Origin of the sequence: Paraflavitalea devenefica (assembly GCF_011759375.1) — a bacterium.
Classification (GTDB): Bacteria; Bacteroidota; Bacteroidia; order Chitinophagales; family Chitinophagaceae; genus Paraflavitalea; species Paraflavitalea devenefica.
In genome coordinates this window covers 629,578-656,024 of the sequence record NZ_JAARML010000002.1, presented here as the reverse complement: position 1 = coordinate 656,024, position 26,447 = coordinate 629,578, and the positions used below count along the sequence as shown (strand labels likewise).

General features: G+C 48.5%; 27 protein-coding genes. 11 read left to right on the top strand and 16 right to left on the bottom strand.

Annotated features, from left to right (window positions below):
* Positions 1-53 precede the first annotated feature (53 nt).
* From HB364_RS12300 to HB364_RS12290, 3 genes are all read left to right on the top strand, one after another.
* The gene (locus tag HB364_RS12300; protein ID WP_167288276.1) at positions 54-1,055 is read left to right on the top strand and encodes a Gfo/Idh/MocA family protein; all 1,002 of its coding nucleotides are present in this window, start codon (positions 54-56) and stop codon (positions 1,053-1,055) included.
* Between the two features lie 78 nt (positions 1,056-1,133).
* Entirely contained in the window at positions 1,134-2,645 is a 1,512-nt protein-coding gene (locus HB364_RS12295; protein ID WP_246228476.1) for an alpha-amylase, read from the top strand.
* Between the two features lie 379 nt (positions 2,646-3,024).
* A complete protein-coding gene (locus HB364_RS12290) occupies positions 3,025-3,198 on the top strand; it encodes a DUF1328 domain-containing protein (protein ID WP_262889779.1) in 174 nt (57 codons plus the stop codon).
* A gap of 194 nt (positions 3,199-3,392) precedes the next feature.
* Here HB364_RS12290 and HB364_RS12285 read toward each other — a convergent pair whose 3' ends face one another.
* The gene (locus HB364_RS12285; RefSeq protein ID WP_167288275.1) at positions 3,393-3,704 is read right to left on the bottom strand and encodes a hypothetical protein; all 312 of its coding nucleotides are present in this window, start codon (positions 3,702-3,704) and stop codon (positions 3,393-3,395) included.
* A 374-nt stretch (positions 3,705-4,078) separates the two neighbouring features.
* Between HB364_RS12285 and HB364_RS12280 the strand changes: the two genes are divergently transcribed.
* Positions 4,079-4,510: a response regulator gene (locus tag HB364_RS12280; protein ID WP_167288274.1), complete on the top strand. Its 432-nt coding sequence runs from the start codon at positions 4,079-4,081 to the stop codon at positions 4,508-4,510.
* On the opposite strand, the gene HB364_RS12275 is transcribed toward HB364_RS12280, so the two are convergent.
* From HB364_RS12275 to HB364_RS12265, 3 genes are read right to left on the bottom strand one after another with little or no spacing between them, the layout of a single operon-like run.
* Positions 4,497-4,901, bottom strand: coding sequence for a hypothetical protein (locus HB364_RS12275; protein ID WP_167288273.1), 405 nt, complete (start codon positions 4,899-4,901; stop codon positions 4,497-4,499). The genes HB364_RS12280 and HB364_RS12275 overlap by 14 nt on opposite strands.
* Positions 4,894-5,265, bottom strand: coding sequence for a DUF2207 domain-containing protein (locus HB364_RS12270; RefSeq protein ID WP_167288272.1), 372 nt, complete (start codon positions 5,263-5,265; stop codon positions 4,894-4,896). Before HB364_RS12270 ends, HB364_RS12275 begins: the two co-directional genes overlap by 8 nt.
* A 35-nt stretch (positions 5,266-5,300) precedes the next feature.
* Complete coding sequence (locus tag HB364_RS12265; protein WP_167288271.1) at positions 5,301-5,519, bottom strand: YtxH domain-containing protein; 219 nt, start codon at positions 5,517-5,519, stop codon at positions 5,301-5,303.
* A gap of 137 nt (positions 5,520-5,656) precedes the next feature.
* Between HB364_RS12265 and HB364_RS12260 the strand changes: the two genes are divergently transcribed.
* Positions 5,657-5,998 (top strand): response regulator, encoded by a 342-nt coding sequence (locus HB364_RS12260; protein ID WP_167288270.1) that lies wholly within the window; start codon positions 5,657-5,659, stop codon positions 5,996-5,998.
* A 175-nt stretch (positions 5,999-6,173) separates the two neighbouring features.
* Here the strand turns inward: HB364_RS12260 and HB364_RS33100 are convergent, their stop codons facing one another.
* The 7 genes from HB364_RS33100 to HB364_RS12225 form a co-directional block, all read right to left on the bottom strand.
* The gene (locus tag HB364_RS33100; RefSeq protein ID WP_167288269.1) at positions 6,174-8,456 is read right to left on the bottom strand and encodes a TonB-dependent receptor; all 2,283 of its coding nucleotides are present in this window, start codon (positions 8,454-8,456) and stop codon (positions 6,174-6,176) included.
* Positions 8,457-8,714: 258 nt separating this feature from the next.
* Positions 8,715-9,539, bottom strand: a complete 825-nt coding sequence (locus tag HB364_RS12250) for a hypothetical protein (protein WP_167288268.1) — start codon at positions 9,537-9,539, stop codon at positions 8,715-8,717.
* A gap of 11 nt (positions 9,540-9,550) precedes the next feature.
* A complete protein-coding gene (locus HB364_RS12245; RefSeq protein WP_167288267.1) occupies positions 9,551-10,033 on the bottom strand; it encodes a TlpA family protein disulfide reductase in 483 nt (160 codons plus the stop codon).
* A 5-nt stretch (positions 10,034-10,038) separates the two neighbouring features.
* Entirely contained in the window at positions 10,039-10,584 is a 546-nt protein-coding gene (locus HB364_RS12240; protein WP_167288266.1) for a heavy-metal-associated domain-containing protein, read from the bottom strand.
* A gap of 20 nt (positions 10,585-10,604) precedes the next feature.
* Positions 10,605-11,000: a heavy-metal-associated domain-containing protein gene (locus HB364_RS12235; RefSeq protein ID WP_167288265.1), complete on the bottom strand. Its 396-nt coding sequence runs from the start codon at positions 10,998-11,000 to the stop codon at positions 10,605-10,607.
* A gap of 148 nt (positions 11,001-11,148) precedes the next feature.
* Positions 11,149-11,535: an HYC_CC_PP family protein gene (locus tag HB364_RS12230; protein WP_167288264.1), complete on the bottom strand. Its 387-nt coding sequence runs from the start codon at positions 11,533-11,535 to the stop codon at positions 11,149-11,151.
* A gap of 91 nt (positions 11,536-11,626) precedes the next feature.
* Entirely contained in the window at positions 11,627-12,121 is a 495-nt protein-coding gene (locus tag HB364_RS12225; RefSeq protein WP_167288263.1) for a lipocalin family protein, read from the bottom strand.
* A 159-nt stretch (positions 12,122-12,280) separates the two neighbouring features.
* Between HB364_RS12225 and HB364_RS12220 the strand changes: the two genes are divergently transcribed.
* Complete coding sequence (locus HB364_RS12220; RefSeq protein ID WP_167288262.1) at positions 12,281-12,823, top strand: cupin domain-containing protein; 543 nt, start codon at positions 12,281-12,283, stop codon at positions 12,821-12,823.
* 45 nt (positions 12,824-12,868) lie between these two features.
* Here the strand turns inward: HB364_RS12220 and HB364_RS12215 are convergent, their stop codons facing one another.
* From HB364_RS12215 to HB364_RS12205, 3 genes are all read right to left on the bottom strand, one after another.
* Positions 12,869-14,905 carry a putative porin gene (locus HB364_RS12215; protein WP_167288261.1) on the bottom strand — a complete coding sequence of 679 codons (2,037 nt, stop codon included), beginning with the start codon at positions 14,903-14,905 and terminating at the stop codon, positions 12,869-12,871.
* A gap of 198 nt (positions 14,906-15,103) precedes the next feature.
* Entirely contained in the window at positions 15,104-15,922 is an 819-nt protein-coding gene (locus tag HB364_RS12210; protein ID WP_167288260.1) for a purine-nucleoside phosphorylase, read from the bottom strand.
* 33 nt (positions 15,923-15,955) lie between these two features.
* On the bottom strand, positions 15,956-16,759 hold the full coding sequence (locus HB364_RS12205; RefSeq protein ID WP_167288259.1) for a hypothetical protein: 804 nt from the start codon (positions 16,757-16,759) through the stop codon (positions 15,956-15,958).
* A 139-nt stretch (positions 16,760-16,898) separates the two neighbouring features.
* Between HB364_RS12205 and HB364_RS33645 the strand changes: the two genes are divergently transcribed.
* The 3 genes from HB364_RS33645 (at position 16,899) to sucC (ending at position 19,284) form a co-directional block, all read left to right on the top strand.
* Positions 16,899-17,210, top strand: a complete 312-nt coding sequence (locus tag HB364_RS33645; protein ID WP_394353237.1) for a DUF6922 domain-containing protein — start codon at positions 16,899-16,901, stop codon at positions 17,208-17,210.
* Positions 17,165-17,821 carry a nucleotidyl transferase AbiEii/AbiGii toxin family protein gene (locus HB364_RS12200; RefSeq protein ID WP_167288258.1) on the top strand — a complete coding sequence of 219 codons (657 nt, stop codon included), beginning with the start codon at positions 17,165-17,167 and terminating at the stop codon, positions 17,819-17,821. Before HB364_RS33645 ends, HB364_RS12200 begins: the two co-directional genes overlap by 46 nt.
* A 251-nt stretch (positions 17,822-18,072) precedes the next feature.
* Complete coding sequence (gene sucC, locus HB364_RS12195) at positions 18,073-19,284, top strand: ADP-forming succinate--CoA ligase subunit beta (RefSeq protein WP_167288257.1); 1,212 nt, start codon at positions 18,073-18,075, stop codon at positions 19,282-19,284.
* Between the two features lie 60 nt (positions 19,285-19,344).
* Here sucC and HB364_RS12190 read toward each other — a convergent pair whose 3' ends face one another.
* Together HB364_RS12190 and HB364_RS12185 are read right to left on the bottom strand one after the other, a co-directional pair.
* Positions 19,345-23,019, bottom strand: coding sequence for a hypothetical protein (locus HB364_RS12190; RefSeq protein ID WP_167288256.1), 3,675 nt, complete (start codon positions 23,017-23,019; stop codon positions 19,345-19,347).
* A 218-nt stretch (positions 23,020-23,237) separates the two neighbouring features.
* Positions 23,238-23,720, bottom strand: coding sequence for a hypothetical protein (locus HB364_RS12185; protein WP_167288255.1), 483 nt, complete (start codon positions 23,718-23,720; stop codon positions 23,238-23,240).
* Between the two features lie 388 nt (positions 23,721-24,108).
* Here HB364_RS12185 and HB364_RS12180 point away from each other — a divergent pair, with 388 nt between their 5' ends.
* Together HB364_RS12180 and HB364_RS12175 are read left to right on the top strand one after the other, a co-directional pair.
* Positions 24,109-24,702: an RNA polymerase sigma factor gene (locus HB364_RS12180; RefSeq protein WP_167288254.1), complete on the top strand. Its 594-nt coding sequence runs from the start codon at positions 24,109-24,111 to the stop codon at positions 24,700-24,702.
* Positions 24,703-24,938: 236 nt separating this feature from the next.
* On the top strand, positions 24,939-26,114 hold the full coding sequence (locus HB364_RS12175; RefSeq protein WP_167288253.1) for a FecR family protein: 1,176 nt from the start codon (positions 24,939-24,941) through the stop codon (positions 26,112-26,114).
* The last annotated feature ends 333 nt before the right edge of the window (positions 26,115-26,447 follow it).

The window sequence follows — 26,447 nt, the reverse complement described above, 5'->3', positions numbered from 1 at the left end:
TGTAGATCAAAATCCACAAAGACCAATGGTATAAGTGTTGTCTTCTGTTACTGATGGACACATTTACCTGGGGTATTATTGGTCCCGGCAATATCGCCACTGAGTTTGCGCACGACCTGGACCTTATCAAAACTGCCCGGCACCGGGTGGGTGCTGTACTTTCGCACAACCTGGATAAGGCAGCAGCCTTTGCCCGGAAAGAAGACGCTCCCCAATATTTTTCAGCCATTAATGACTTTACCAATCAGGCGCATATTGATGCGGTATATATCGCTACGCCTCACCCCTTACACTATTCGGAAACCCTTCATTGCCTTCAACACAGGATGCCTGTACTCTGTGAAAAACCTTTGGCCATGAATAGCCGCCAGGCAAAAGAAATGGTGGAGGCCGCTGCCCAACACCAAACCTTTTTGATGGAAGGTATGTGGATCCGTTTCCTGCCCAGTATCGGGAAGCTGCTATCCCTGATAGAAAGCAATACCATCGGAAAGATCATCTCCGTGAAAGCGGATATGAGCTATAAAGCCCCCTACGATCCCGGAAGCCGCTACTTCAACCCGGTATTAGGCGGCGGATCCCTGCTCGACCTGGGCATCTACCCTGTTTTCCTTACCCATCTCCTGCTGGGCAAACCTGCCACCATACAGGCAACAGCCCGCTTGTCGGATAAACAAATAGATGAAGCCTGTGCAGCCGTACTGAGCTATCATAACGGTAGTTATGCTTTTATAGAATCATCGCTGGTGACCGAAACTGCCCGGAAAGCCACTATTTATGGCGAAACAGGCAGCATCCATATCGGTACGCCCTGGAATGAAAAACCATCCGGCATTCGGGTTACCAGTTATGAAGGAGGCGAACAACAGTACCCTTGTGCCTGGGAAGGCCACGGGTTGCAGTATGAAGCAGAAGAAGTGTACCGCTGCGTGCGGCAACATAAACTGTATAGCAACAAGCATTGTCACCGGTTCAGCCTGGATGTAATGGATACCCTGGATGCCATCAGGCGGCAAACGGGGATTGTATATCCGGCAGATAAAATACTAAGGTGAGTCGCCCTGCAGCGCGGCTTTGCCGGGCTGCAAGGGTGGCCCACCTTTTATTAATGAAAATAAAACACAGTATAGTATATGAACAACCCCACCATGTTCCAGTTCTTTCACTGGAATTATCCGGATGATGGGAATCTCTGGAACCATTGTAAAGAGCAGGCCGCCCGGTTGGCGAAGCTGGGCATTACCCATGTATGGCTTCCCCCCGCTTATAAATCTGCCCGCGGAACCTGGGAACCAGGCTATGCAGTGTATGACCTTTTCGACCTGGGCGAATTTGACCAGCAAGGCACGGTACGCACCCGCCACGGCACCAAAGACCAATATATTGATTGTATCAATGCCTTGCATGAACACCAGCTACAGGCTATAGCCGACATTGTACTGAACCATAAACACGGCGCAGATGAAACAGAAAAAATGGGAGCACGGGAGGTAAACATTGAAAACCGCAAGGAAATGTCGGACAAGATCGTAGAAATTGAAGCCCATACGAAGTTTACTTTCCCCGGCCGGAAAGGTAAATATTCCAATTTTATATGGGACAAGGATTCCTTCACCGGTGTTAGTGAGCAAATGGATAACCGCGAAAGGATCTTTCTTATCCAGCACAATATGGGGGATAACTGGGACCAGATGCTGGATGATGAAATGGGCAATTTTGATTACCTCATGGGCGCCGACATTGACTTCAGGAATCCTTTTGTACGGGAAGAAGTGAAGAAATGGGGAGAGTGGTATATCCAGACAACCAATATTGATGGCTTTCGCCTGGATGCCGTCAAACACATCAATTACCGCTTCTTCCAGGAATGGCTGCATTACCTGAAAGATACATTCAAAAAGGACTTTTTTTGTATAGCGGAATACTGGAGTACTAAAACAGACGCTATTATTAATTATTGCAACGCATTGGGCAAACAATCACTGATGTATGACGTACCGTTGCATTTTAACTTTTGCAATGCAGCGCAAAAGAAAAATGATTATGATATTCGCAGCATCTTTGACAACACGGTGCTGAAGGAACTGCCCGACAGTAGTTTCACTTTTGTCGACAACCATGACAGTCAGCCCGGCCAGTCGCTGGAATCGTATGTCGACTATTGGTTCCAGCCATTGGCGTATGCACTTATCTTATTAAGGGGCAAGGGATTCCCTTGTATCTTTTACCCACATCTGTATGGCGCTAAGTATGATATACAGAAAGGAGAAGAAAAGATCCCTATTGAGATAGTGCCGGTCCCGGGATTGGATAAAATGATGGTGGTACGCCAATTGCTCGCTTATGGTGAGGAGTACGACTATTTTGACCATCCTAATACCGTTGGCTGGATAAGAAGAGGAATAGAAGAGAAAGCGTTTTCCGGTTGCGCCGTATTACTAAGCACCGGAAGTGAGGGGAACAAGGTCATGGAACTGGGAGATCGTTTCGCGCATAAAACATTTACCGATATCACCGGTAACCGGCAAGAAAAGCTCACAGCAGATGAACATGGTAAAGCAACGTTCCTCGTAAATGGCAGTTCCGTTTCCATTTGGATACTGGAAGAAGCGGCCGGCCTTATTCAACAACACCTTAGCGGGTAGTTCTTTTATTGATTGACTGTTTAACATCAATCGGCCACATGCTGCAATTTATTTGTAGAATGGGATACTCATCTTCTATGCCTTTTACGTTAATAAGAACGGGCATTAGTTTTATGATAATAGTCCTACACAACTATTATTATGCGAATGAAAGACGCTGTTCACACCAGGCAGAGGCGGCTTCGTATCCGGCAGTTTATTAAGACCAGTTTTGAACCAGTAAGAAAGTATAAACCAGCAACGGGTCAAAGTACCCTTCCGGCACCCTTGAATAAACCAGCAGTGCTGGAAGAACCAGCAAAAAGAAAGCTGCCATTGTTTCTTATGGAACCGATATTCAAAGCGAAGGAGTTTGATCCATTGTAAACAATTAAATCAAATGAATATGTTACGATGGAGCGGCATTTTTCTCCTGATTGCTGTCATTGCAGGCTTAGTCGGATTTGGCGGTGTTATAGCCGGATTTACGTCTATTGCCAAAATTCTGTTCTTCATCTTTAGTGTTTTGTTCCTGGTATCAGTAATGCCCGGACAAGCAAAGAATGTGGAGTAGCCAATTAAACCTTTTTCATAAAAAAGTACAGTACACCCACTGTACTTTTTTTATTATGTCACCCTGAGCTTGTCGAAGGGGGGCTTCGACAAGCTCAGCCTGACATCAATTCATGACAAAGAAAAACCCGGCAGTGCTTGCTGCCGGGTTAAAACAACCAAATCAACGTCCGCCGCGAAAAAAAAGGTATGGTGTTAAAGCCCACTTTTCATAGGAGGTGTTTGGGGGTTGTTCTGCTCTTCGCTATTGGTAATAGCATTCTCCTGGTTGGTTACCTTAGGTTGTTGCTGTTGTTTACCGCCGGGCTGTTTGGGATTCGTTTCGTCATAACCACTTTGGGCCGTACCGGTTTGTGTATTGGAATTGTTGGAAAGCCCCTGGTCAAAAGCCCTGCTCTTCGGGCTTTGCGGATCAGGCTGCCACCGTTCACCAGGCTTTTCTGTAGCACCTGGCTTGTTGGCTTTATCGGGTTTCACTTTTTTTATTTTTGGATCTTGTGTGCTCATAAAGAAAAATTTAGGTTTAAACATGACAGGCAGGGACTGGTGGTCCCGCAGCCTATTCCAGGGCCTGGAGCCCTGCTTTTTTCAAAGGATCTCTTAGTAAACAGGCTAAAAAACCATACCGCCGCATACCGCTTTGCGGGCCGGGAAAACATTCCCCACGCCATCGCTAAATGAACCGGTAGCTCTACAGAAACCGCCAGGCCGGAATACCCTGGTATGGGTGCAGGTGAAGCGGTAGCCGCCTGTCAAACTGGAAGGACCGTATTTTCCGAAAAGGCCCCGCCCATTCATAAAAATTTGATCAGGAATTTATTGGTTTGTAATGGGTTTAGGGCACCTTTCTCTACATTTGCGTAAAATGTATCGCCAACGCTATGCAGAAACTATTTATCCTCATCGCTGAAGATGATGCAGATGATCGTTTTTTATTACAGACGGCATTCGAGGAAAATGGGTTTACCGACACCCTGGAATTTGTAGAAAATGGGATTGAGCTGATTGAATACCTCTCGGGTATTATGCAGAAAAAGACGTTGGATATCCAGTACCCCGGATTTATCCTGCTCGATCTGAACATGCCCAAAAAGGATGGGCGCGAAGTATTGAAAGAGATCAAGCAACACCCTGAATTAAAAAAGATCCCCGTCATTATTTTTACCACTACCAAGAACGAGAATGAGATCAGGCGCTGTTATGAACTGGGCGCCAACACCTACGTTGTAAAACCGGTAAGCTTTGATGCGCTGGTGCGGGTGATCCAGGAGATCAGGAGTTACTGGTTCAATACAGCCTCTATTCCTGCGTAGCAGGACCCGGGGATTTAGGCGATTTGCGGCTGGCCAGTTTTTTGACCAGCTTGCCTATCAATAACCCCACAGCGCCTCCCACTACCTTGGTAGCTACATTCCGTACCACGAAACTGCCCAGCAAACCGGTTATAAGGCCGCTATTTTTGAATAATTTCTTTTTCAGGAATATATCCACCGCAAGTCCTACGCCTGTTTTTAGCACAGGATTGGCGGCTCCCATAGCCGTAATGCCACCTATGGCAGACAAGATGCTTCCTACCGGCGCCAATTTCTCTTTGAGGTCCCTGATCCTGCCATTCAGTTCAGCTTTCTGCGCATCCAGTTGAATGCGCAAACGTGCTTTTTCCTGCAGCAGGTCATCATACGTTCTGATCATCGGTTTATTCATACACTTTGCGGATAATAAAATTCCGGAAACCGGCCGTAAGCTTTTTGCGGAAGGCCCATATGATTAACATGGCCAGTAAAAAAAGACCAGCTACCAGGAAATAGCCTGCGATAGCACTGTTCAGTAACTGACCCAGCCACACGCCCAGCGCCAGACCAATAAAGAGGATCACAAAAATGCCAATAATAAATATGGCCATAAATGCCACGACCGATGATGCCACCCCTGATACTTTATCAGTGATATTCACTAAGGTAAGCTTGTAGTAAGTTTCAAGGAAGTCTATAACATTATCGGCCAGGTTATCGCTGACGTTGGGGTCTTTCACTTCAGTATATTTTATATCTTCTGTTGATTGCCGCATAGCTGGTCTTTTTATAACTTATCTGCGGGTTTCCTTTACCCTCTATATTTGTTACCGGCTTCTGCAGCCAGGTCATCGACCTTCTCTTTACCCTGATGGAACAGGTCAGACAGTTGACCGGCCCAGTCACTGCAATTATCCTTGATCTTCTTGCGCAGCTCACTACCTTTATCGGGAGCTATCAACATGCCAATTACTACACCTGCGGCGGCGGCGCCTACAATACCTAAGAATACTTTTGTTGTTGTAGTCATTTTAAATAGTTTTAGATGATGGAATGATATTTTAGTTCGTAAAAAGAATGCCGCCCATTGGCCACCGGAATCCGTGGAAAATAATCCACACACTATCCGGTCAAATTTTACGTTACTTGTTAAACCACAATAAACTGGTGTTGACGAACAAAAAAAAGATATTGATCATTGATGACGAGTCCGACCTGTGTTTACTAATGAAGTCTTATTTTGTCCGGAAGAATTATGACGTATACAGCGCCGCTACCCTGCAGGAAGGACTGATCAAAATGGAAGAAGTGTTACCAGATATTTTATTTCTTGATAATAACTTACCCGACGGTATCGGCTGGACCAAAGTAGAAAGCTTCCTGCACGTAAACCCATCCCTGCGCCTCTTTCTCATGAGCGGCTATCCCCCTACCTTCCCCAATATCCCCGGTTTTTCGTACGAAGTACTGATCAAGCCTATTTCATTTGCAGATCTTGAAATACTGTAATACAGTTCCGGGTTTGGCGTTCAGGGTTCCGGGTTCTTTAAGTGCAACAACATGACTATAGGTAACAGATCGCACTGCAGTCATCTGCAACGGAAGCAAAGAGATTGGCATCCGGTAAATATCAGCCATCCCAAAGCGCGGCAGCAACCCGAAACCCAAAACGCGAAACGCGAAACTACTGCAGCGTCCACCTTACACCCAGGAATCCCCGCATCCCCTGGTTGGGAGCATATACATAATTGGGATCAAAAGTAAGTGCATAAGGGTTCTCAGGGGTGGCTATTACCTGCCCGTTATTATCGTAGGTCACCTGTTTATCAAACGGGTCATTGGAACGGGCGATCAGGAAAGGGGTATTCCTGGCCGGTGTCCAGTTCAGCAGGTTCTTGATACCACCATATATTTCTACACCTCCTTTGAGCTTCTTGGTAAGTTGAATATTCTGGATACTCCACACCGGCGATTTAGCACGACGCGGATCGAGGTCCGATAACAGGGGCAGCAACATAGGTCCATAGATGTTACCTGTATAATCTATCACCCAACCACCTGAACGGAATGTATAAGATAATGACCAATTGCCACTCCATTTTTCTGTCAGCAACTGTTGGGTACGTTCCTTTTTCCCGGCAACTTTTTCTACAATCGTTACATCCTGCCGGGTGACGCCAATATGTCCCCGCAGCGAGGATGTAAAGCCAAATTCCGCATTGACACTCGCGCCCTGCGAAACAGAATAGCCTTTCAGGTTACTGTACCGTATTTCATTGGGATTGCTGAGGTAATCGGGCAATATGCGGTTGGTGAAATGGGTATACCATACCGATGCATCGATGTTCAACCAGAAATTGGCCGCATAGATCTTCTTTACATAATTCAGGTTCACATTATAACTGCGTTCCGGCTTCAGTTCACCCTCAATCACCACCGTACGGGCGCCGGTAAGGGCTGCATGGTCTTCCGTAAACAGGTTCACCACCCGGAAGCCGGTGCCGGCATTCAGCCTGATAATATCATTGGCCGTAGGAGAAAACTTCCAGGCGGCGCGCGGCGTAAAAATATGTCCATGCACCGGGTGATAGTCCCACCGGGCCCCCAATAATAACTTTTGCCGGTTATTCAGGGCTATCTCATCCTGCAAAAAGAAACCCGGCAGGGGGGTACGCTCAGGATCGTTCTTGTGGTTCACCGCATCATGGGTAGCCGGGGTATTATCATCATAATACGTATAGCGGAATACAGCCCCGGCCAGCAGGTCGTGCCTGTTCAGGGATCTGTCCCAGGTCAGTTGCCCGAAAGCCACCTGCTGCAAAGCGTTATAATGCGTAGTGCCATATACGGAACGCTGGGTATGGGTATTAAAAGAATAAGAGAACAATAAAGGTTCCTTTACGGGCAACTGGTAATTGCCGATCAGCTCCAGCCGGGAGGTATAAATACTTTCTGCATAAATACTGTCCCCTCCCCGGAAACTTTTATTCCAGCGCATATCCCCGCCCCAGCGGTCCTCATATACATAACGCACGGCTACATTGGCGGCCCGTTTCTCTTTCCGCTGAAAGCTATACTTATTAAACAGCGAGATCCGGTTCTGCAGGGTCACATCCGTGAAGTTGTCATCATTCTTATCAAACCGTTTGGTGAAGTTGAAATAATTAACACCCAGTAAGGCGGTCACCTTCCTGGAAGGCTTGTACTTAACAGCCGCATCTACATTGTATTCATTCCAGGTAGTGGACGATACATCTACCGATACCAGCGGCGCTTTGGCAGGGTTCTTCGTGATCACATTGATCAGTCCGCCAATGGCTTCCGAACCATACAGGGAGGAGGCCGGCCCTTTTACCACTTCGATCCTTTCCACCAGGGAGTTGGGAATACCCGAAAGGCCATAGACCGTAGAAAGGCTGCTCACAATGGGCATGCCATCTATCAGTACCATCGTATAAGGACCTTCCAATCCGTTAATATGAATATCGCCCGTATTACAAACATTGCAGTTCAGTTGCGGCCGTACGCCATTCACCTGCTGCAAGGCATCAAAAAGAGAAGGTGTGGGATTGCGCCGGAAGAATTGCGGGGTATACACTTCCACCGGTACCGGGCTGGATGATTTTGATACCGCCTTCATGGTGCCTGTTATCACCACATCCGTTAGTACGCCGGCCGCTGTTTCCAATAGAACCACGAGGGTTTTGCCGGCATCATACCGATTGATCGTATCTGCTTTATACCCCACCATGGTCACGATCACCGGCCCGGTAAGGCCCTCTGTACCGGCAATAACGAAACGCCCGTCCCTGCCCGTTACCACTTTTTGCCCGGCTGCTACTACCGTAGCCCCGGGCAATATCTCCCCATTGCTTTTATCGCGTACGATGCCGCTAACGCCGCCAGATTGGGCATAGAGCCCGGTAACCAAACAACAACCTATTACTGCGTAAAACCATTTTTTCATGCCTATACTTTTTGCTTGCTATAACTATTATTTTAGACTAGCCTAAATTTATATTTAGTCAAATGTAATAATAATAGTAGCAATAAGCAAAACTTACAACCCGGAAGTGCGGAAAATAAAAAAGGCCTCCCTGCAACAGGAGGCCTAAGTCTTTAATTTTGAAGGAGCTGTACTACGACCGCTCACAGTCGCCAGCGTCCCGCTGGTGACGGGTATTTGCACGCCTCTGGCTTGCTACGACAAGCCAGAGCACTTAGGTTACGACCGCTTCTTCTTCAAAGCATTGAGAAATACATATTCAAAACTCACCTGCCAGCTCTTCTCAGCCATACGGTGCATATCGCTGCCCAACTGAAAACGGTGCCCGATATTTAACTTGGCATTGCTGTTAAAAATGAGCTGTACAGCCGGGGCCAGGTCCACATAATATTGCTTCCGGTCGAGCGTTTGCTGGCCCAGCAATTCTACATACACATTCAGGTTGGTTTGCCCATAGCTGGTGTACTCCCGGGGCAGTACGAGGTAGCCCGCCGATAAACTATAATTAAACGCCTGCCAGGGATACAGGTCCTCAATATATTTAGGCCGTTTCGTCGTTACCTGGGCAAAACCCAGGGTAGAAGACACTGCCAGCTTTTGCCACAATTGCGTCAGGATAATACCGCCCATCACGCCACTCTGGTCGCCATCCAGTGATACTTCCTCATAATAAGCGGGGTTCACACTGTGGGTTGCCTCGCCAAACGCCGCCATCCTGAAATGCTGGTGCACATCATCGATAGAGAGAAAGCGGTACTTGGCATACAGCCGTACACTCTCCCACCGTACGTTCGAAGAATACATATCCGAAAAAGTACCGGCCACATGCACCATCCAGTTCTTGTTGAGCCCAAACATGATTTCGGGCGTATGGCGTTGCTCCACCCGGTCACTGTGCAAAGCCTTCAGCAGTTTGGTATTCCATTTGGCGCTGATGGATTTGGCCGGCATATTCGAAGCAGGCTCTGTATATACATATAATTCCTGGGCATAACCGGCTGCTGCCAGCAGCAGTAACCCTGCCATCGTGATCAATTGTTTCATGGCAACCGGTTTTAAGGTAATAAGGAGGACAGTAAACTTTTCAGTTGCGCTTCTGATGGGTCCACCGCTACGATCTTCCCTTCCTTGTCCAGTAAAAAGGAAGAAGGCAGGTGCTCAATATTCCAGGCTTTGGCCGTAGCGCTTTCCCATCCACCGGGCTCATTCACCTGTATCCAGGTGATCTTATCGGCGCCCATCGCTTTTGTCCAGTCGCCCTTGCGTTCATCCAGACTAATGCCGTATATCTCAAAGCCCTTGCTTTTATTCGCCGCATACAGTTTACGCAGGGCGGGCATCGCCTTGCGGCAGGGACCGCACCAGGAAGCCCAGAAATCGATCAGCACTACTTTTCCTTTCAGGCCGGATAGTTTCACTGTTTTGCCTTCCACATCAGGAATAGCGATCTCAGGCGCTTTCTCTCCCTTTTTGGGTTGCGCATGAGCAGCTACGCTGGTAGCCAATAGTATTAAACAGGCAATAAAAAATTGTTTCATTTCTCCTAAATAGTTACATGATAAATGCGGGTATCGGCGGCAATGCCTTCTTTGGTGCAACAATTTTGCGCCCGGCCGGTCTTCACACAAGCCATACTGGTAGCAGCGCTGTACTTCTTATACTCCTTGGCACTCACAAAATCTTTATCCACCAGCGTAATCGCTTTCTCGCCCTGCAGGGTTTGCTTGCTGATATTGAGGAAGTGAAAAGTTTTGCCATCTATCTGCACATGGGCGTCATTTTGCACCTCCACCTTATCAAAAACACCGGTTACTTTTAATTTGGCTACCGAAAAGCCGGCATCTTCCACTGCCTTCTTCATCACATCAAAATCCACCGTAGCGCCTTCCTTAAAAGCAAGGAGGAAAGAAGAGGTTTTGATATCCACCTTTACACTTTGGATAAAAGCCACCTGCTCCAGCGCCTTATTAATGGCCTTGGTACACATCGCACAGGTAAGTCCTGCCGCCTGCAGCGTGGCATTTTTAAATTGCGCCATCGAGGTGATGCCCATCAGCACCACCAGCAACAGTAGGATCATCTTTTTCATCTTGATAATGTTGAAGGTGATTAATGATGACTGGCAGGTTGTTTTTGCTCTGCGTTGGCAGCGGCCGCCTTGCGATCATACTTGCAGCATTCATGCAGCTTGTCATACGCGGTATGATCGGCGGTGAGGTCGCGGGTATCATAACCGGCGGCAGCAATGCCCTGTTGTATCTTCTGGTTGCTGGTCTTGGTGGTATTGTACGTAACGGTCAGCAGTTTGCTGTCGGTATCCCAGGAAGCGGCCAGGGCGCCGGAATCTTTGGCGGCTTTCTCGATCGTCTTCTTACACATGCCGCATTCACCCCATACCTTGAAAGTTTCTTTTTTCTGGGTGACATCAGCTTTCTTTTGAGCGCTGGCAGTTAAAGCGGAGAAGATTACTAAAGCAAAAGAGAGAATAATAGGTTGCGTTTTCATGATTGTTTATTTGATAGTAAATGAAAATAGATTAGCGCCTGGGGCGCGGAAAAGTCGTATACATAAATAGCGAGTGGTAAACGGCTAGTGGCTATTGGTAAATATGGGCTACTCGCTACTAGCCACTTACCACTTGCCTGTTTTACTATCAAATTCTGAAAACGCAATTAGAAAGATAAACACTATTAAGCCGGGAGTCCGGCGGAGAATGGTATTGAAGGGCCAGATATTGATGGGCCCCGGAAAGCGGTTGCTGAAAAAGAGGCGGCTGCGCAGGAACAATCGCAGGCAAGGCGGAGAAGGCAATGGATGCCTTTACCAGTTGGTGTTCGTCCTGCAGTTTGATCAGTTTGTATTCGGTATGGCAGCAGCCTTTCTTTTGGCTACTCATGCCACACTTGCTACAAACATCGTGGTCATCATACCCATATTCCACGGATGCGATACGCCCCATGCAATAATGTACATTCACCACTACCCCACTGGCAACGGTTACATACAAAATGGCTAATATCGCAATGATGGCCTTTTTCATCTCTGTAGCAAAGATAACTCCCTGTTCTGTAAAAAGAAAGCAAAGCTGCCCCGAAAGGCAGCTTTAACATAAAAACCACATCTTTAAGTTCTTACCGGGAGAAATGATAATTGATATAGATCGTTTTACCCTCAAAATAGATATCATCCTGCAACACCATAGAATTGGCAGTCACCGACTTAACCGTCATCTTAAAGCCATCGGTGATTTTTTGCGGCTTGGCGCCGGGAGGCAGCTTTTTGAACAGGAAAACAGGCGTTCCATTCTCCGTTTGCACACCCCAGAAAATGGTCCTTTCCCCGGCCGCACAACCCGTTGAGGAAGGGATCGTATACGAGCCATTGCCGCTGGCAATCAGGTTCCACTGGCTGCCAATGAAACAGCTATAAGGCGCATCGTCAAAAACAGTCACCTTAAAACCATTCTTTGAAATGCCCTCAAAACTAACGTCCTGAACGGTCCAGGTACCTTTCAGATTTACATTCCCACTGCCATCGGGTGCAGCTACCTTACTGGTAGAGCAGGCAGTAAACAGAAGCACTACTAACAATGATACAGTAACGGATACAATGTGTTTGTTTTTCATATTGATCATTTTTCGCACGTGAAAGTACATAACAATAAGCAGTCTGCCCACCGTTATACCTCAATAATAACAATTCATCTTCCTTTTCCGGCATATTATACCATGCCCGCTTTGGCCGGCCTGGCACAGCGCCTACTTTTAACCTTCAATTTACAGGCCATGGAAAGAAGAATTTTTGAAAACCCGCTTATTAAAGACAAAGTCACCTTACTCAAAAGCAGCCGGGAGACCAATGGCGCTTATACCCTGCTGGAAGTAGAGCTGGAGGCAGGCGGCGGCAATACCTTACATTACCATGTGAGTTTTGAAGAAGAGTTTACAGCCGTGGAAGGGGTGTTGAGCATTGGGCTCAAAACAAGACAATTGCATTTAAAACCCGGCGAAACAGCCGTCGCAGGTGTGAAAGAATTGCACCGCTTTTACAATGCCGGCAAAACGCCCATCCGCTTCCAGGTTAAGCTGACGCCGGGCTCCACCGGTTTTGAAAAAGGGATCGCTATTGGCTATGGCCTGGCAGATGACGGCGAGACCAATAAAAAAGGCATCCCGAAAAAGATGGACCACCTGGCGGTATTGCTGGACCTGACGGATACCCGCCTGCCCGGTTTCTTCTCCTTCATCATGCCCTACCTCCTGCGCCGCTCCAAACGCGCCAAACGCAATGGGGTATTAAAAAACCTGGAAAATAAATATTGGTTATAAAGGGGACGCCTACTGTATTCTGTATTCTGTATTCTAATTCTAATTCTAATTCACAAAGCTCCAAAAGATCCCCACCCGTATCTGCAGGCCGGGATAGGGATAATTAAACGTGGGAATATTATTATTGGAAAATCCGCCCTTGCCAGGATCGAAAGTATTTAAATTCTCCGCCCGTACATACGCATTGAAGCTCTTAATGCGGAAATGCAGGTAAGCGCTGAGATCAGGCATCTTTAATTGGATCGTGGCAGTATCCTGGAAATAATACTGGCCCAGCAGCGGTGAATAACCCGGCGCCTTATAGGCCGTAAAATACCGGCCTTCCAATCCAAAACTGATGTTCAGGTTTTTGAATCCCAGGTTACCATCATACCCGATCGTATTGCGGGTGGTCAATAAAGGCACATTCACCGGCCCGTCGCCCGCGCGTTGCTGCAGGATGATCCAGGTTTTCCAGTTCCAGCCGCGCCTGCCCAGGCGGAATTGCTTTTCGGCCGTTATGCGTAGCAGGTTAAACAAGGTAGGTTCCTGGTTGGGCTGCAGCATGGAGCTGAAATAGGTCAGGTTGGTCACCAGGTAATAGCTGCCCGACAATTTCAGCCGGTACCGCGGCTGATCGAGCGTAGCAAAAATATGGGTGATGTTCTCCTTATTGAAAGTATCCGCCACCGCAGTGGGCAGGTAAAAACTGCTGGCCTGGTCAAATACATAAGAGGGCGTACGGTTGGTATTCTGGAAACCTACCTGCAGGTAACCGACCTGCTGACTGATATACCGCTGCAGACTGATATAGGCATCATAATCGCCGGCATTCAGCCCGTTTACATAAAAACGGCCATTGGCCGATATATCCCATTTCTTATTGCGGGTCCTGTTACGGTATTCGCCATGTACAAAAAAGTTATGCTCCTTCACCGCTACCCTGCCCGAATCAAACTTGCCGCTGAGCATTTGAAAAGCAGCGCCCACCTTTACAAATTGCTGGGCGTTCTTGGCATCGGGAAACTGGTAGATGGAGAAATCATTCGTCAGGTCGGTCCAGTAATCCTGGATGAAAAAAGAATCACGCGGAGTCACCATGTCAAGACCATAGTTGTCCTTATAATACGCACTGTCAACAATTTCATTATCCCGGAAGCGGTATTTATAGGTACTGTAGCTGACGGTATGTTCCAGCCTTAAGCGCGGATAAAACAGCGGGATCACGGTGGAATCTGTCACAATAGAATCCTTTTGCCCCAGGTCATATTGCTGCCGCATCAGGTACGTGGCATTGGTAAAATAAGTGCCCGTACCGATAACCGTTTGAAAGAAATTCCGGTTATTCACCTTCTCGGCGCCCAATTGGGTGGGAATGGTGAAGCGCTCATCAAAACCAGTTGTATCGAGGTAAGGTTGATCCGTTTTAATACCACCGTTCTCACCCGCCTGTAGCTTATTACCCACCAGGATAACGAAATGCTGGTAACGCTTGTTTTTCGACTGGTACCAGGAACTGAAGCGGTAACTGTTGTGGTTGTCATTCATATTCTGGAAAGTACCGGGTGAATTGATCAGCCGGTATTGAATGCCTATATTTAAGAGGGGGCCAATATTCTGCGTATGCACGATATTGATCATCTGCTCGGCCCGCGAGCCCAGCAGATAGTTCATTTCGGTATAAGGTCGTGTAGTGTTATAGAACCTAGTTTCCGCCGCCGTAAAATTGTAATTGTCATAGGCGTGAAAGCCATGGTCCCAGCCCGATTGCATAAGGGGCGTAAACAACAGGCTGCGGGAAGCGCTGCCAAAATTGCCCAGGTGCACGTTGTACCAGGGCATAGGCACCTTCCGGGTAAAATCATAAATGGTGGAATCAAAACCGCGTAGGCGGGTGGAATCCAAAAAGCGGAAATTGATCGTAATGGAATCTTCCAGGCCCGTACGGTGGGTTACGCTATCGCCTTTACCGCTGCCGGCGCTGCCCAGGTTGCCGCCCATGCCCCTGATCCGGTCAATAGCGCCCCGCTGGGCAGATGCAGTGCTTACAAAGCCGGCCGATAACAGCGCTATTCCAAAAAGTATATAAAAAATCCTCAACACGTATGCCTTAAAATTTGGGGAACAAATTACTGATTAATACCGGCCTGCCAATTATACAAAAGTTAATCTTCCTATTAATAACATCCTCTTGGCTGTTGCCAGTCTCTTCAGTCGCTAGCCTCCGGCTAGTGACGCCTATTTCAAAGCCTCCGGCTTTGTCGAAGGGTGCTTCCCGCCTTTCCGCCTTCCCGGCTAAGTCTACAACCCCGCCAGCAACCCTTTAAAAATCGCCGACAGCTTGGGCTCCGCTTTGGCAGCCGCCTCCAGCACCTCTTCATGGGTGATAATATTGTCTTCCTCCCGGATGCCCAGGTCGGTAATAATGCTGATGGCCACCACCGGTAGTCCCATGTGCACGGCAATGATCACCTCCTGCACCGTACTCATGCCCACGGCATCACCGCCCAGTACCTGGATCATTTTATATTCGGCCCTGGTCTCAAACGTCGGACCGGTAACACCGAAATACACGCCTTCCCGCAGGGTAATACCCAGGGAAGCCGCCATGGCTTTTGTTTTTTGTTGCAATGCCTTGCAGTAAGGCTCGCTCATATCGGGAAAACGCGGCCCCAGTTCGGTATGGTTCCTGCCGATCAGGGGGTTCACAATGGCCAGACTGATATGGTCCGTGATCAGCATCAGGTCGCCCACCTTAAAAGCGGGGTTCACGCCACCGGCAGCATTGGATATCAACAGGTGTTGAATACCCAGCAGCTTCATCACCCGGATGGGATAAGTGACCTGTTCGGGCGAGTAGCCTTCATAAAAATGGAAACGGCCGGCCATGGCCACGATCTTCCGGCCACCCAGCTCACCAAAGATCAGCTTGCCGGAATGCCCTTCTACGGTAGATACGGGGAAATGCGGAAGCTCACTGTAAGGGATCTCTTTTTCGATCCTGATCTCAGCGGCAAAATTGCCCAGGCCGCTGCCCAGCACAATACCAGCTTCAGGGGTATGCGGATAAAGTCGTTGAATATAATCGGTGGTCTCGCGTAACTGTTGAATAATTGCCATAATGTGCGCGAAGATAATCGGAAAGCCGGACTTCTAATACTCATACCGGTAGAAGTCGCAATCCTCCTCATCACACAAGAGCTTCTTCAACAGCGGGCTCTTCAACACCTCCTCATAATCCATCCAGCGGCCATCCACTTTCACCCTGCGGTACACCAGCCGGATGCCGTGACTGTAATCCACATACCAATCTACATGCCCGGTATACAGGGGCTGAATGGGCTGCCCGTCCGGTTGGTGCCAGCCATAAATGGCTACCCGGTGGGGCCTGCTATCGCGCGATACTTTACCCGAGATCACCACATCCTTTTTGATCCCCGCTATCAGCCCCCGGCGTTGCTGCCGCTGCCCTTCGATCATCAGGTGGTGGTGCCAGAAGATGAGGGCGCTGTCGCGGTACTGGTACAGGGGAATGGGTTCCAGCTTCACGGTCGATTGCCGGTAAATAGCATTCACCATCTTGCGGGTGGGCAGGAAACAGTTGAGCCCGTCGGCAATCTTCTGGGCGGCCATGGGCGTTAAGGGGATACGGGCAAAATCGGCCTGACTGCCTACCGACAGGTAATCGGGTGCCACAAAATAAACCGCCTGGTGGGCAATGCCCAGCGAGTCGGTCATTTCCGTTTCCACCCGCACAAAATACTTGAGGAAAGGAGGAATATTGCCCGATAACACTTCTTTCACCGTGATGGTCTCCCGCTCCTCGCGGCTGAGGGGAATGACCTGTTTGTAAAAGACCGTGCCGGTCATCCCGTTTACCGGGCGTACCGGAATCGTGATGTATTGGTTGCTCCGGCAGGAGAAGAGAAAGAGCAAACAAATGAAAAATAGTCTCATATGAGGGGATTGTACGTTTTAAAGGTAGTTTAGAATACAGCATTCAGAAGCCGGAATTCAGCTCCCCTGGCCTTAAAAACACCCTATTCCTTCGGAGAATTGGCCAGGTATATGATCTGCCTTTTTTGTATATTTGAGTGTGCAAGCTAATTCTTCCATAACGAAACCTTCATTGTCACGTCGTGCCTTTTGGGATATAGATCTGGCGCGGCTCGACTTCGATCGTTACCCTGAATTTACAATCATCAGGGCGATGGAGCGAGGTACATTAGATGATATTAGAGAAATCATCCGCTATTATGGAAGAAACAGGGTACGCTCAATTGTTACTAATTCCGAACGCCTTCTACCACGGGCCGCGGTAATCTCCCGCAGGCTTTTTCATCTTCACAATAGTGATTTTAAATGCTTCACCGCAAAACCACAGGCAACGAACTATTCAATGTTTTAGTCAGATTGATGGGCATGCCAGTGCTAACTGACTTCAGGTTAGTTGGCGGTACAGCTTTAAGTTTGCTCCGGGGACACAGGGAGTCGGTAGATATTGATATGTTTTGTGATGGTCCTTACGGCGAAATTCCTTTTTACCACATTTTGGAGGCAGTCAAACTGCAATTTCCCTATGTAGAAGAAACCGGGGCGATTACAGGCCCTGCTGATCAAATTAATAATCAGGGACTTTACCTATTTATCGGAGATGATGAAAGAACCAGTGTAAAGACGGATATTCTTTATTGGGATGCTCCGTTTTTAGATCCGCCGATAGAAGAACAAGGAATCAGGTTAGCAACCATTGAGGATATTGCGGCAATGAAGTTGGATACTATATCTCGTGGAGGCCGTAAAAAGGATTTTTGGGACCTGTCTGAAATCCTGGAAACACATCGTCTGGTAGACTTGTTAGCGATTTATCAAAAGAAATATCCCTGGCATGAGATAAAAGATGTTTTTATTGGTCTCACTAATTTCACTGTTGCGGATCAAATGCCGGATCCTGTCTGCTATAAGCATAAGAATTGGGAAGCTATCAAAGCGGAAATGGAAGAAGAAGCCCACATATAGAATGGGTTGCTCCTGCAACCGATGATGAATATTAATAAAATAATGAATCTATACATGAAGATGAAGGTATAGAAGAATTCAGAAGCCAGAATCCGTATCCAGGAATACAAGAAGCCAGTATCCAGAAGCCAGAATTTAAGCGTCGTGAGCCAAAGTATTGCTATTCAAAGCGCGGCAGCAATTCTGAATTCTGGATGCTGAATTCTAAATTCTGGCCTTTCCTTCTTACTTTCGCCCAAAATTATTCCTGCATGAATCTCCACGAATACCAGGCAAAAGAGCTGCTGAAGAAATACAATGTACCGGTACAGGAAGGCATTCCGGTAGACAGGGCTGATGCAGCCGAAGAAGCATACAAGAACCTCAAAGTACAGTTTGGCAATAGTTTCGCCGTTGTAAAAGCCCAGATCCACGCCGGTGGACGCGGTAAGGGTAAGGTCCAGGGCACGGAGCAACGCGGCGTAGCCGTAGGCAAAAGCGCTGAAGAGATCAAGCAGATCGCTTCCAATATACTCGGTGGCACCCTGGTGACCATCCAGACCGGACCTGCCGGCAAACTGGTCAACAAAGTATTGGTAGCCCAGGACGTATACTATCCCGGCCCCAATCCCGTAAAAGAGTTCTACTTATCCATCCTGCTCGACCGTGGCCGTGGCCAGAATGTGATCATGTACAGCACCGAAGGCGGTATGGACATTGAAGAAGTAGCCCACAAAACACCCGAGAAGATCTTCAAGGAGTGGGTACACCCCGGCGGTGGCTTACAGGGTTTCCAGGCGCGTAAAATAGCCTTTAACCTGGGCCTCAAAGGCGAAGCCTTTAAGAATTGCGTGAAGTTCGTTACCAATTTATACAATGCATACGTGGGATTGGATTGCAGCATGCTGGAAATCAACCCCTTGTTTAAGACTGCCGATGAGAAGATCATTGCGGTAGACTGCAAAATGAACCTGGACGATAACTCCCTCATGCGCCATCCCGACCTCGAAGCCATGCGCGATATCAGTGAAGAAGATCCTACAGAAGTAGAAGCCGGTAAATTCAACCTCAACTTCGTAAAGCTGGATGGCAACGTAGGTTGTATGGTAAATGGCGCCGGTCTGGCCATGGCTACCATGGACATGATCAAATTAAGCGGCGGTGAACCTGCCAACTTCCTCGACGTAGGTGGTACAGCCAATGCCACTACCGTAGAAGCCGGTTTCCGCATCATCTTAAAAGACCCTAAAGTAAAGGCGATCCTCATCAACATCTTTGGTGGTATTGTTCGTTGCGACCGGGTAGCGCAAGGTGTTATTGACGCCTACAAATCCATCGGCAACATTAGCGTGCCTATCATCGTACGTTTACAAGGCACCAATGCCGAAGAAGCCAAAAAGCTCATCGAAGAAAGCGGCCTCAAAGTACAATCCGCTATCCTCCTCAGCGAAGCGGCCGCACTGGTCAATAAAGCAGTAGCTTAGGAAATTATTGATTAATAATTATATTCTCCGCAGTGTCTCCCAAAGGGGACGCTGCGGTTTTTACTTCTTCCCCGCCGCCGCATCACTCGCAAACTTCATCAGCAACGAAAGAACCCCGGTAACACTGGTCAGTATCGCCCCTATCCTTTTAAAGGCTTCTTCCTGTGTAATAAACAGGAAAATACCAATCAGCAGGAAGATCACCAGTAAAGGCATACGTATCTGTTGCCATCTGCCACCAGCCATCGTTTTCCGCTTCATTTCCACTTCCTCCGGCTGGTCGATCCGGGTAAGTATATAATACCGGAAAGCCGGACTCATCAGGGCCAGGCGGCCATTGTACACCGTTACCAGCTCATGGCTGATCAGGCGGTAGATCCCTTCCGTGTTTTTATAATTCAGTACACCATACTGGGCCAGGTTCATCAGTAGCAGTTTGTCTTCTTCACTACAGGCAGCCCACACCGCCTCAAAGAACAACCTGCAGTCAGCCACCTGTTTAATAATAAGCGCTTCCTGTTCCTCTGCTGTTGCAAGGGTGATCGTTTCACCAGTAGTACTTGTCTGTTTGAAATAAGCAGCCAGGCAGGCGGTTCCCTGCAGGTCAATGGCTTCCCGGTTCCTGGTAGTCTCATAACATTTCTCCAGGAAATGACCGGGTTGTATCACTGGTTCGCCCGGTATACTTGGTTCGCTCCCGCCCTCCTGCCAATGCACAAAGCGCAGGGAGAAGAAACGGTAGATGGTCGCACGGATCAAGCTGACAAGGCCGATAGCGATCAAGATACCCAGCGCGAACAACAGGAGCACCAGGAGGGGCCTTTTGGTCATCACATAACGGTCGGGCAGGTCCGACACGATCAGCAAGGGCGCCGTACGGACAGCCATATCCCGGGCAAACAATCCTTCCCGCGCCGGATGCCAGGTAAGCTCCATGGTATCACGGCAGCAGCTATCCCAGTGCCAGCGCTTGTCCGACGAGCCGTTGCGCAACGCCGGGTAAAACAGCGGATCATTATAATTGGGAATAACCCGGTTCACTGCCTCCAGGTAAAAATCTTCCGACCGGGTATACAACCGCGCTGCCTGGTGCGCATGCCGGGTATTATTTACGGAAGGCCGCATTACGGTATCTCCATAAATGGTGTAAATGCCCTTGGTATAAGCGATCGTATCTGCATACTGATTGCGGGCAACCGTGGTATCATGGTCTTTTAAAAAGCGTTCAATGCCGCTTTTTCTTTGCTCCAGTTGAGTGGCCAGGTATAGCTGTCCTTTTTTAACCGACTGCCTGATCTCATGATTCTGTGCATACCAGGTAAACAAAGCGGCCGGCAGGGAGCTCAGGCACTGCGTGAGCAGCAAAATAAAGATCGCATGCCAGGTGAGGTAGTGCCACTGTACCCGTTTCCACACGGTCCAGTTGGCGACCTTTTCATACCATTGGCCAACCGTATGCTGCTGCGCTGCCTGCTTTCGCTGCTGCCACCAACGCAATAAGGAATTATCTGTCTTAATAAGTTGATCATAATGAACCATCCACAGTAAGGCGATAAAGAGGGTGCCCTGGAAACCATAAAACAGCCAGCCCTCCCGCCAGGAAACTTCGCCGCATATACCACAGAGTAAGGTAAGCGTGCCTTGCAACAATACCAGCGCCAGCACCCGGCTTCGCCGTATATCCTGCTTTCCCTGCAGGTACGTATCCTCATACAGGCGGAAGGTAGCCAGCGCGCTTAATACATTCAGCGGGGTAAGACAGGTGACCAGTAAAAGCAGGTAAGCATCGTATTCATTCAGCCAAAGCAGTATCAGCAACTGGTACAGGGCCATAAACAGGCTGCCCGATTTGTAGTAAGGCAGCAGGGAACGCTTGGGCAACATCCATTGCGCATAATCGGCCGGGGCAAACGCAGCATGCCGGTTGGGCTTCCAGTACAGCAGCACCATGGCCACTATCACCAGCGTGGCGCAGAGGGTCAGCAGCAGCAGGGCAAATACCAGTATACGCAGGTGCACCGCAAAAAAGAAGCTCTTGTCATAAAAAGTAACCAGGAATAAAGGAGGCTTCTGCAGCGGATGTATATAAATGGAATGCGGTTTACTGTACAGCAGTAGGTTGTTCAATACGGTATCCTGGTGACTGGTCATGGCTTCCTGCACAGCCCGCAGCCTGCCGGTTTCATCCAGGAAATTCTCCTTCAGTCCTTTTCGGATGTCCGAATGCGTGTACACATACCCGGCATTGTCCATCAGGCAATAGCCATAACCGGGCGGCAGAATGGTATTCTGCAGGGAATACAAATGTGTGCTCATCACCGCTGCCCGGCCGGTTACCTTACTGCGCTGGGAAAGGTTGATCTCAAAGTCGCCGCTCGTCCAGCTATTCACCGGTTCCATCACCATCAGGCCCGTATCGGCGCGCCCCGGCATGGTGTCCTTAAACACCTGGTAATAATGCCGGTTACTCACATCAATGAATTTGATCGTTTCAGGATCATCGATCTGCGCTTTCCATTGTTGCTTACCGGTAGCGTCTACCCAGCTCAGCCGGTTAAAATAATAATAAGACGTACCGCTGGCGCTATCCATCCAAGGAATAAAAATGGAGTCCTTACCATTGGTATGCTTTACTTTCAGGCCTGGCAGGATACCCTTTTCCTTACCCACCCTCAAAGACAACTCCTGATCAAAAAAAGTCAATTGGCGGCCGGCCTGCGTCAGCTCCTGCGATACACTGCTTTCTAGCTGCTCCGATAACTTTTTCAGGTTGCTGTTGATCTCCCGGTCGCTCCGGTACAACAACAGCACATGGATAATAATGAGCGTGATCATGGCCACGCCGATGGCTACGGCAATAGCGCCAAACGTAAAGTCCCGGTTGCGCAAGGGTTCCCGGCGACCCATAAAATACAACTTCAGGAAAGGCAGGGCCAGCAAGGTAAGCAGCAGCAGGATGATCACCGGGTACACTACTTTTAACGGGATGGTATGGATGGTGGAATGGTAAACAGACTGCCTCACCACACCGCACAGCACTACCGGCTGACGGTCCAATAAAAAAGACCAGCTAAACAACTTATAGGGCACACCCTTCAGCGTAATATCGGTGGTTTGCGGAAAGCCGCCTCCTTTCTGGCGCAGCAGCAGACTGTCGCCGCTCATCTCCTGGCGCATGCCAAAGGAGTCAGCGCCATACACCACAATACCGGTACCGGCAGACTTATCCATACGTACCAGCAGGTACGATTCAAAGAACTCTTTCCGGTACACGAAGCAGGGTTCCAGCAGCTCTGCCACAGGGATAGATACAGGTACTGTCTTACGGCCGGCATCGGCTATGGGATATACCAGTCGCCAGCCGTCCAGCCAGGCAAAGTGCACGGTAGTATCTGTTAAGGAGGTGGCAGCGGCCCCGGGGGCCGGTGGTTTATCGCGTAAAAAACCCGTCGTATCCAACATCATAAATGCCGGAGCGCTCAGGCGGCCCAGCATTACATCCAGCGCTTCACGGTCCTTATCCTGTACATGCTTCACCACCGTATTCCGGTACAACTGGCCCAGGTCCCGGTTGCGGGCAAGGATATTCGTTTGTATCCGTTCCAGCAGGGAAAAAGCGTATTGGTGCAGACTGTTGCGCTGCGCAGGCACATAATAGAAATAGTAGAGTGAAAAGAAAGCGCCAAACAATAAGAAGATAGCCAGCAAAAAAGCTATGTTACGTTTACCCGGCATAATTAAAATTTATGATCATGGCCGGGCACGGACTAAGTGCATCTGGCAGGTAAACTTAAAACTACACTATAATCACCGTTATATCAATACAACTTTAGTGGTATTTGTCACCCTCCCTGTCCCGCTCTGCGGGAAGCATTGTCACCCTGAGCTTGTCGAAGGGTGGTCGAAGCCTCTGTCACCCTGAGCCTGTCGAAGGGTCGAAGGGATTCACCACATCAGAACTCGCCGCCCATATACCGTTTCAGCAAGCTGATCACGGCGCCCACATACCGGTGTGTCTTCTGCAACAACTGTTCATATACTATGGCATTGACGGCGGGCGGTTTTTGTTCCAGCGGAAACAGGTAACGGCTATCCTTTTTATCGGCTTCCAGGTGACGTACAGAATACCGGTAGCCATTCTTCTTCACGTCAATCTCCAGCTTCAAGGCCACTGGTATTGTAAAGCCTTTGAGCCAGTGATGGATGCGCACCATAATATGTCCTTTGCCGGTATGCACGGCGTCTACAAAAGCGACTGAATCCCAATGCACAATAAAAGGTTGCCTAAAGAAAGTGCGGGCCCTTTGTACCAGTATGGAGTCGGGAGTGGTAAGTGTTATTTCCTGGGTATACTCAAAATGGTCCAGCTCATTCCGGGGCAACTGGGCCATGGCCCCCGTACTCATGATAAGCAGAAAGATAAAGAGGTACTGCATAGGACATACAAGATAGAAAATCAATTGATAATTTTCAGGAATATATTATGCATGGCCGCATCATGGTAAGCTGCGCTGTGCGAGGCTTATTCCCCGCAGTGTCTCCCGGAGGGGACGCTGCGGCCAAAGAGCCTGTCGAAGCAAACGCCTAACAGCTAACCGCTAAAAGCTAACACCTAATTCTCCACACAGGCATTATTTTTATATATACCTGAAAAAGTAGTACTTTTAAAATGTCTCACACTAGTCAGTCACTAACCTGCCGCCTGGCAATCTTACTTCCTTTTTCATTTTTCAAGTTCTACGCCTCTCATCCTTCTAAAACCCCCTGAATCACACGAACCAATATTCTAGGCTGGTATTGTTTTTATAACCGTTATAATCCGTCATGAGAGAGCAAACACCTGGTCATGATTGGATAGAAGAATTTAAGGAAGGCAAGGAGCGAGCATTTAAAAAAGTCTATGAGGAATTCTTTTATCCTTTAAGCTATTTCGCTACGCAGTTGATTCACAGTCAGCCCGAAGCAGAAGAAATAGCTGCTGACTCTTTATATAAACTAATGGAGGGCTACCAGAAATTTGATACCTATCAACACATCCGTTCCTTCCTCTACCGCGTTACCCGCAATCACTGTTATGATGTGCTGCGCAGCCGCCACCGGGCGCCCCGGCAGGATACTTCCCTGGAAGAAGATGCCATTATGGATCATGACGACCTGGTGATCAACCTTATTATTAAGTCGGAGATCATGGAAGAGATCTACCAGGAGATAGAGCACTTGCCCCGCTTGCGGCGTGATGTATTCACCCTCTTTTACCTCGATGGATTAAAAATGGAAGAGATTGCCCACCAGCTCGGCATCAATGTCGATGTCGTACGCAGTACCAAGTCAAAGGCCGCCGCCCAGTTAAGGACCATCCTCGGCCAGCGTAAATTCCTGCTCCCCCTCACCCTCCTCCTCTTCAAAAGCACCGACTAATAACTCCTTCCCGCCTTACCGCCTTCGCTGCTGTGCGAGGCTTGCAGCCTCGCACCCTTATTTCCGGGCCTTTGGCCCGACTACCTCTAAAAGAGCCTATCGAAGCAAACGCCTTGCCTCGTTGCCTATATTAAATAATTATTACCAATCGAGGTTCATTTTTCCATTCCAAACGTATCCAACAATATCCACACATATACTTAACCATCCCTTCTCTTTAATTCAAACGATGTATAATGCTTGAAAAGGCCAGTGAAATACGTGTGCTTATACTCAAACACCTCCGGGGTACTTTAACGCCGGAAGAGAACAATGTCCTGCAGGAATGGAAAGCCGCATCGCGGGAAAACCGCCGGTTGTTCGACACCTTTGAGGATGAAGAGGCACTTACGCAGGAAATGAAGGACTACTTCTCCTTCAGAAAGGAGGCAGCCCGTAGAAGAAAGGAAGTGGTTGTGATGGATAGACGGAATACGCGACATACCTGGTATAAATATGCCGCAGCAGCGGTGTTATTGATCGCCGTATCCCTCATCGCTTTTTTCCTATTCAGGGTCAACCGTGCCCCGTCACTAACGCAAACGGAAAAATGGGATACAGCATTTAATAAGGCCATACAGCCCGGTAAGAACGGCGCCATTCTTACGCTGGGATCCGGCCGGCAGATTGTATTGGACAGTGTGGCCAATGGGCAATTAACCGGCGAAGGCAATGCTACGGTGAGCCGTAAAGAAGGGGTGATCAGTTACCAGGAGAGTAACGGACCCGACAAGAAGGTAGTATACCATACCATGAGCACGCCCAAAGGACGGCAGTATAAATTACTCTTGAGTGATGGCACGGCCATCTGGCTCAATGCAGCTTCCTCGGTTACCTACCCTACCCTGTTTACCGGTAATACGAGAGAGATCAGTATCACCGGGGAAGTATACCTCGAAGTAGCGACGGATAAACAAAAGCCCTTCATTGTGCAGGTGCCCGGTATGGGTAAAGTAGAAGTGCTGGGTACCCACTTCGCCATCAATGCCTACCCCGACGAACTACAGGTAAAGACCACCCTATTGGAAGGCTCGGTGAGGCTGCTGGTCAATGATAACAAAACCTACCTGCTGCAACCTGGTCAGCAGGCAAGATGCAGTAACGATAAGCAGGTAGTAATAAGAAATGGTAATACAGAGGAAGCCACGGCTTTTGTGCATGGGTTCTTCTACTTCGACAAGGCCAATATTAAGGCGGTCATGCGACAGTTGGAAAAGTGGTACGATATCCAGGTATCTTTTGCAGAGCCGGTGAGCAACCGCACCTTTGATGGAGAGATAGAACGCAACCTGACCTTACCGGTGGTGCTGAACATGCTGGAAAAAAATGGTGTCCGGTTCAGGCTGGAAGGCAACCGGGTGCAGGTTCAATAATAAATAGTTTACCATTTTCTGGTAGAGAATACAAGGAGAGCAATACGGGGGGTGTCTACCCCCACCGTATCTTTTTAAAACGATTAGTAGCAAAACGAACAAGCAACCAACCATTCTACATACCATTACCTGTCCATTGATGTCGGGCGATAGGCCCGTTTGATTGCAACGCTCTTGTCTTGCTGTGTCCCGCTCTGCGGGACTTCAGCTTGACACTTCAGCATGACGCTGATGCTTGACACTATACAAAACAATATAGCTACTAACCCATTTCAACTTCCCGTTTGTGCTTACCAGGAACCCATTAGCTAATTTAAAAAATCCAATGAACTT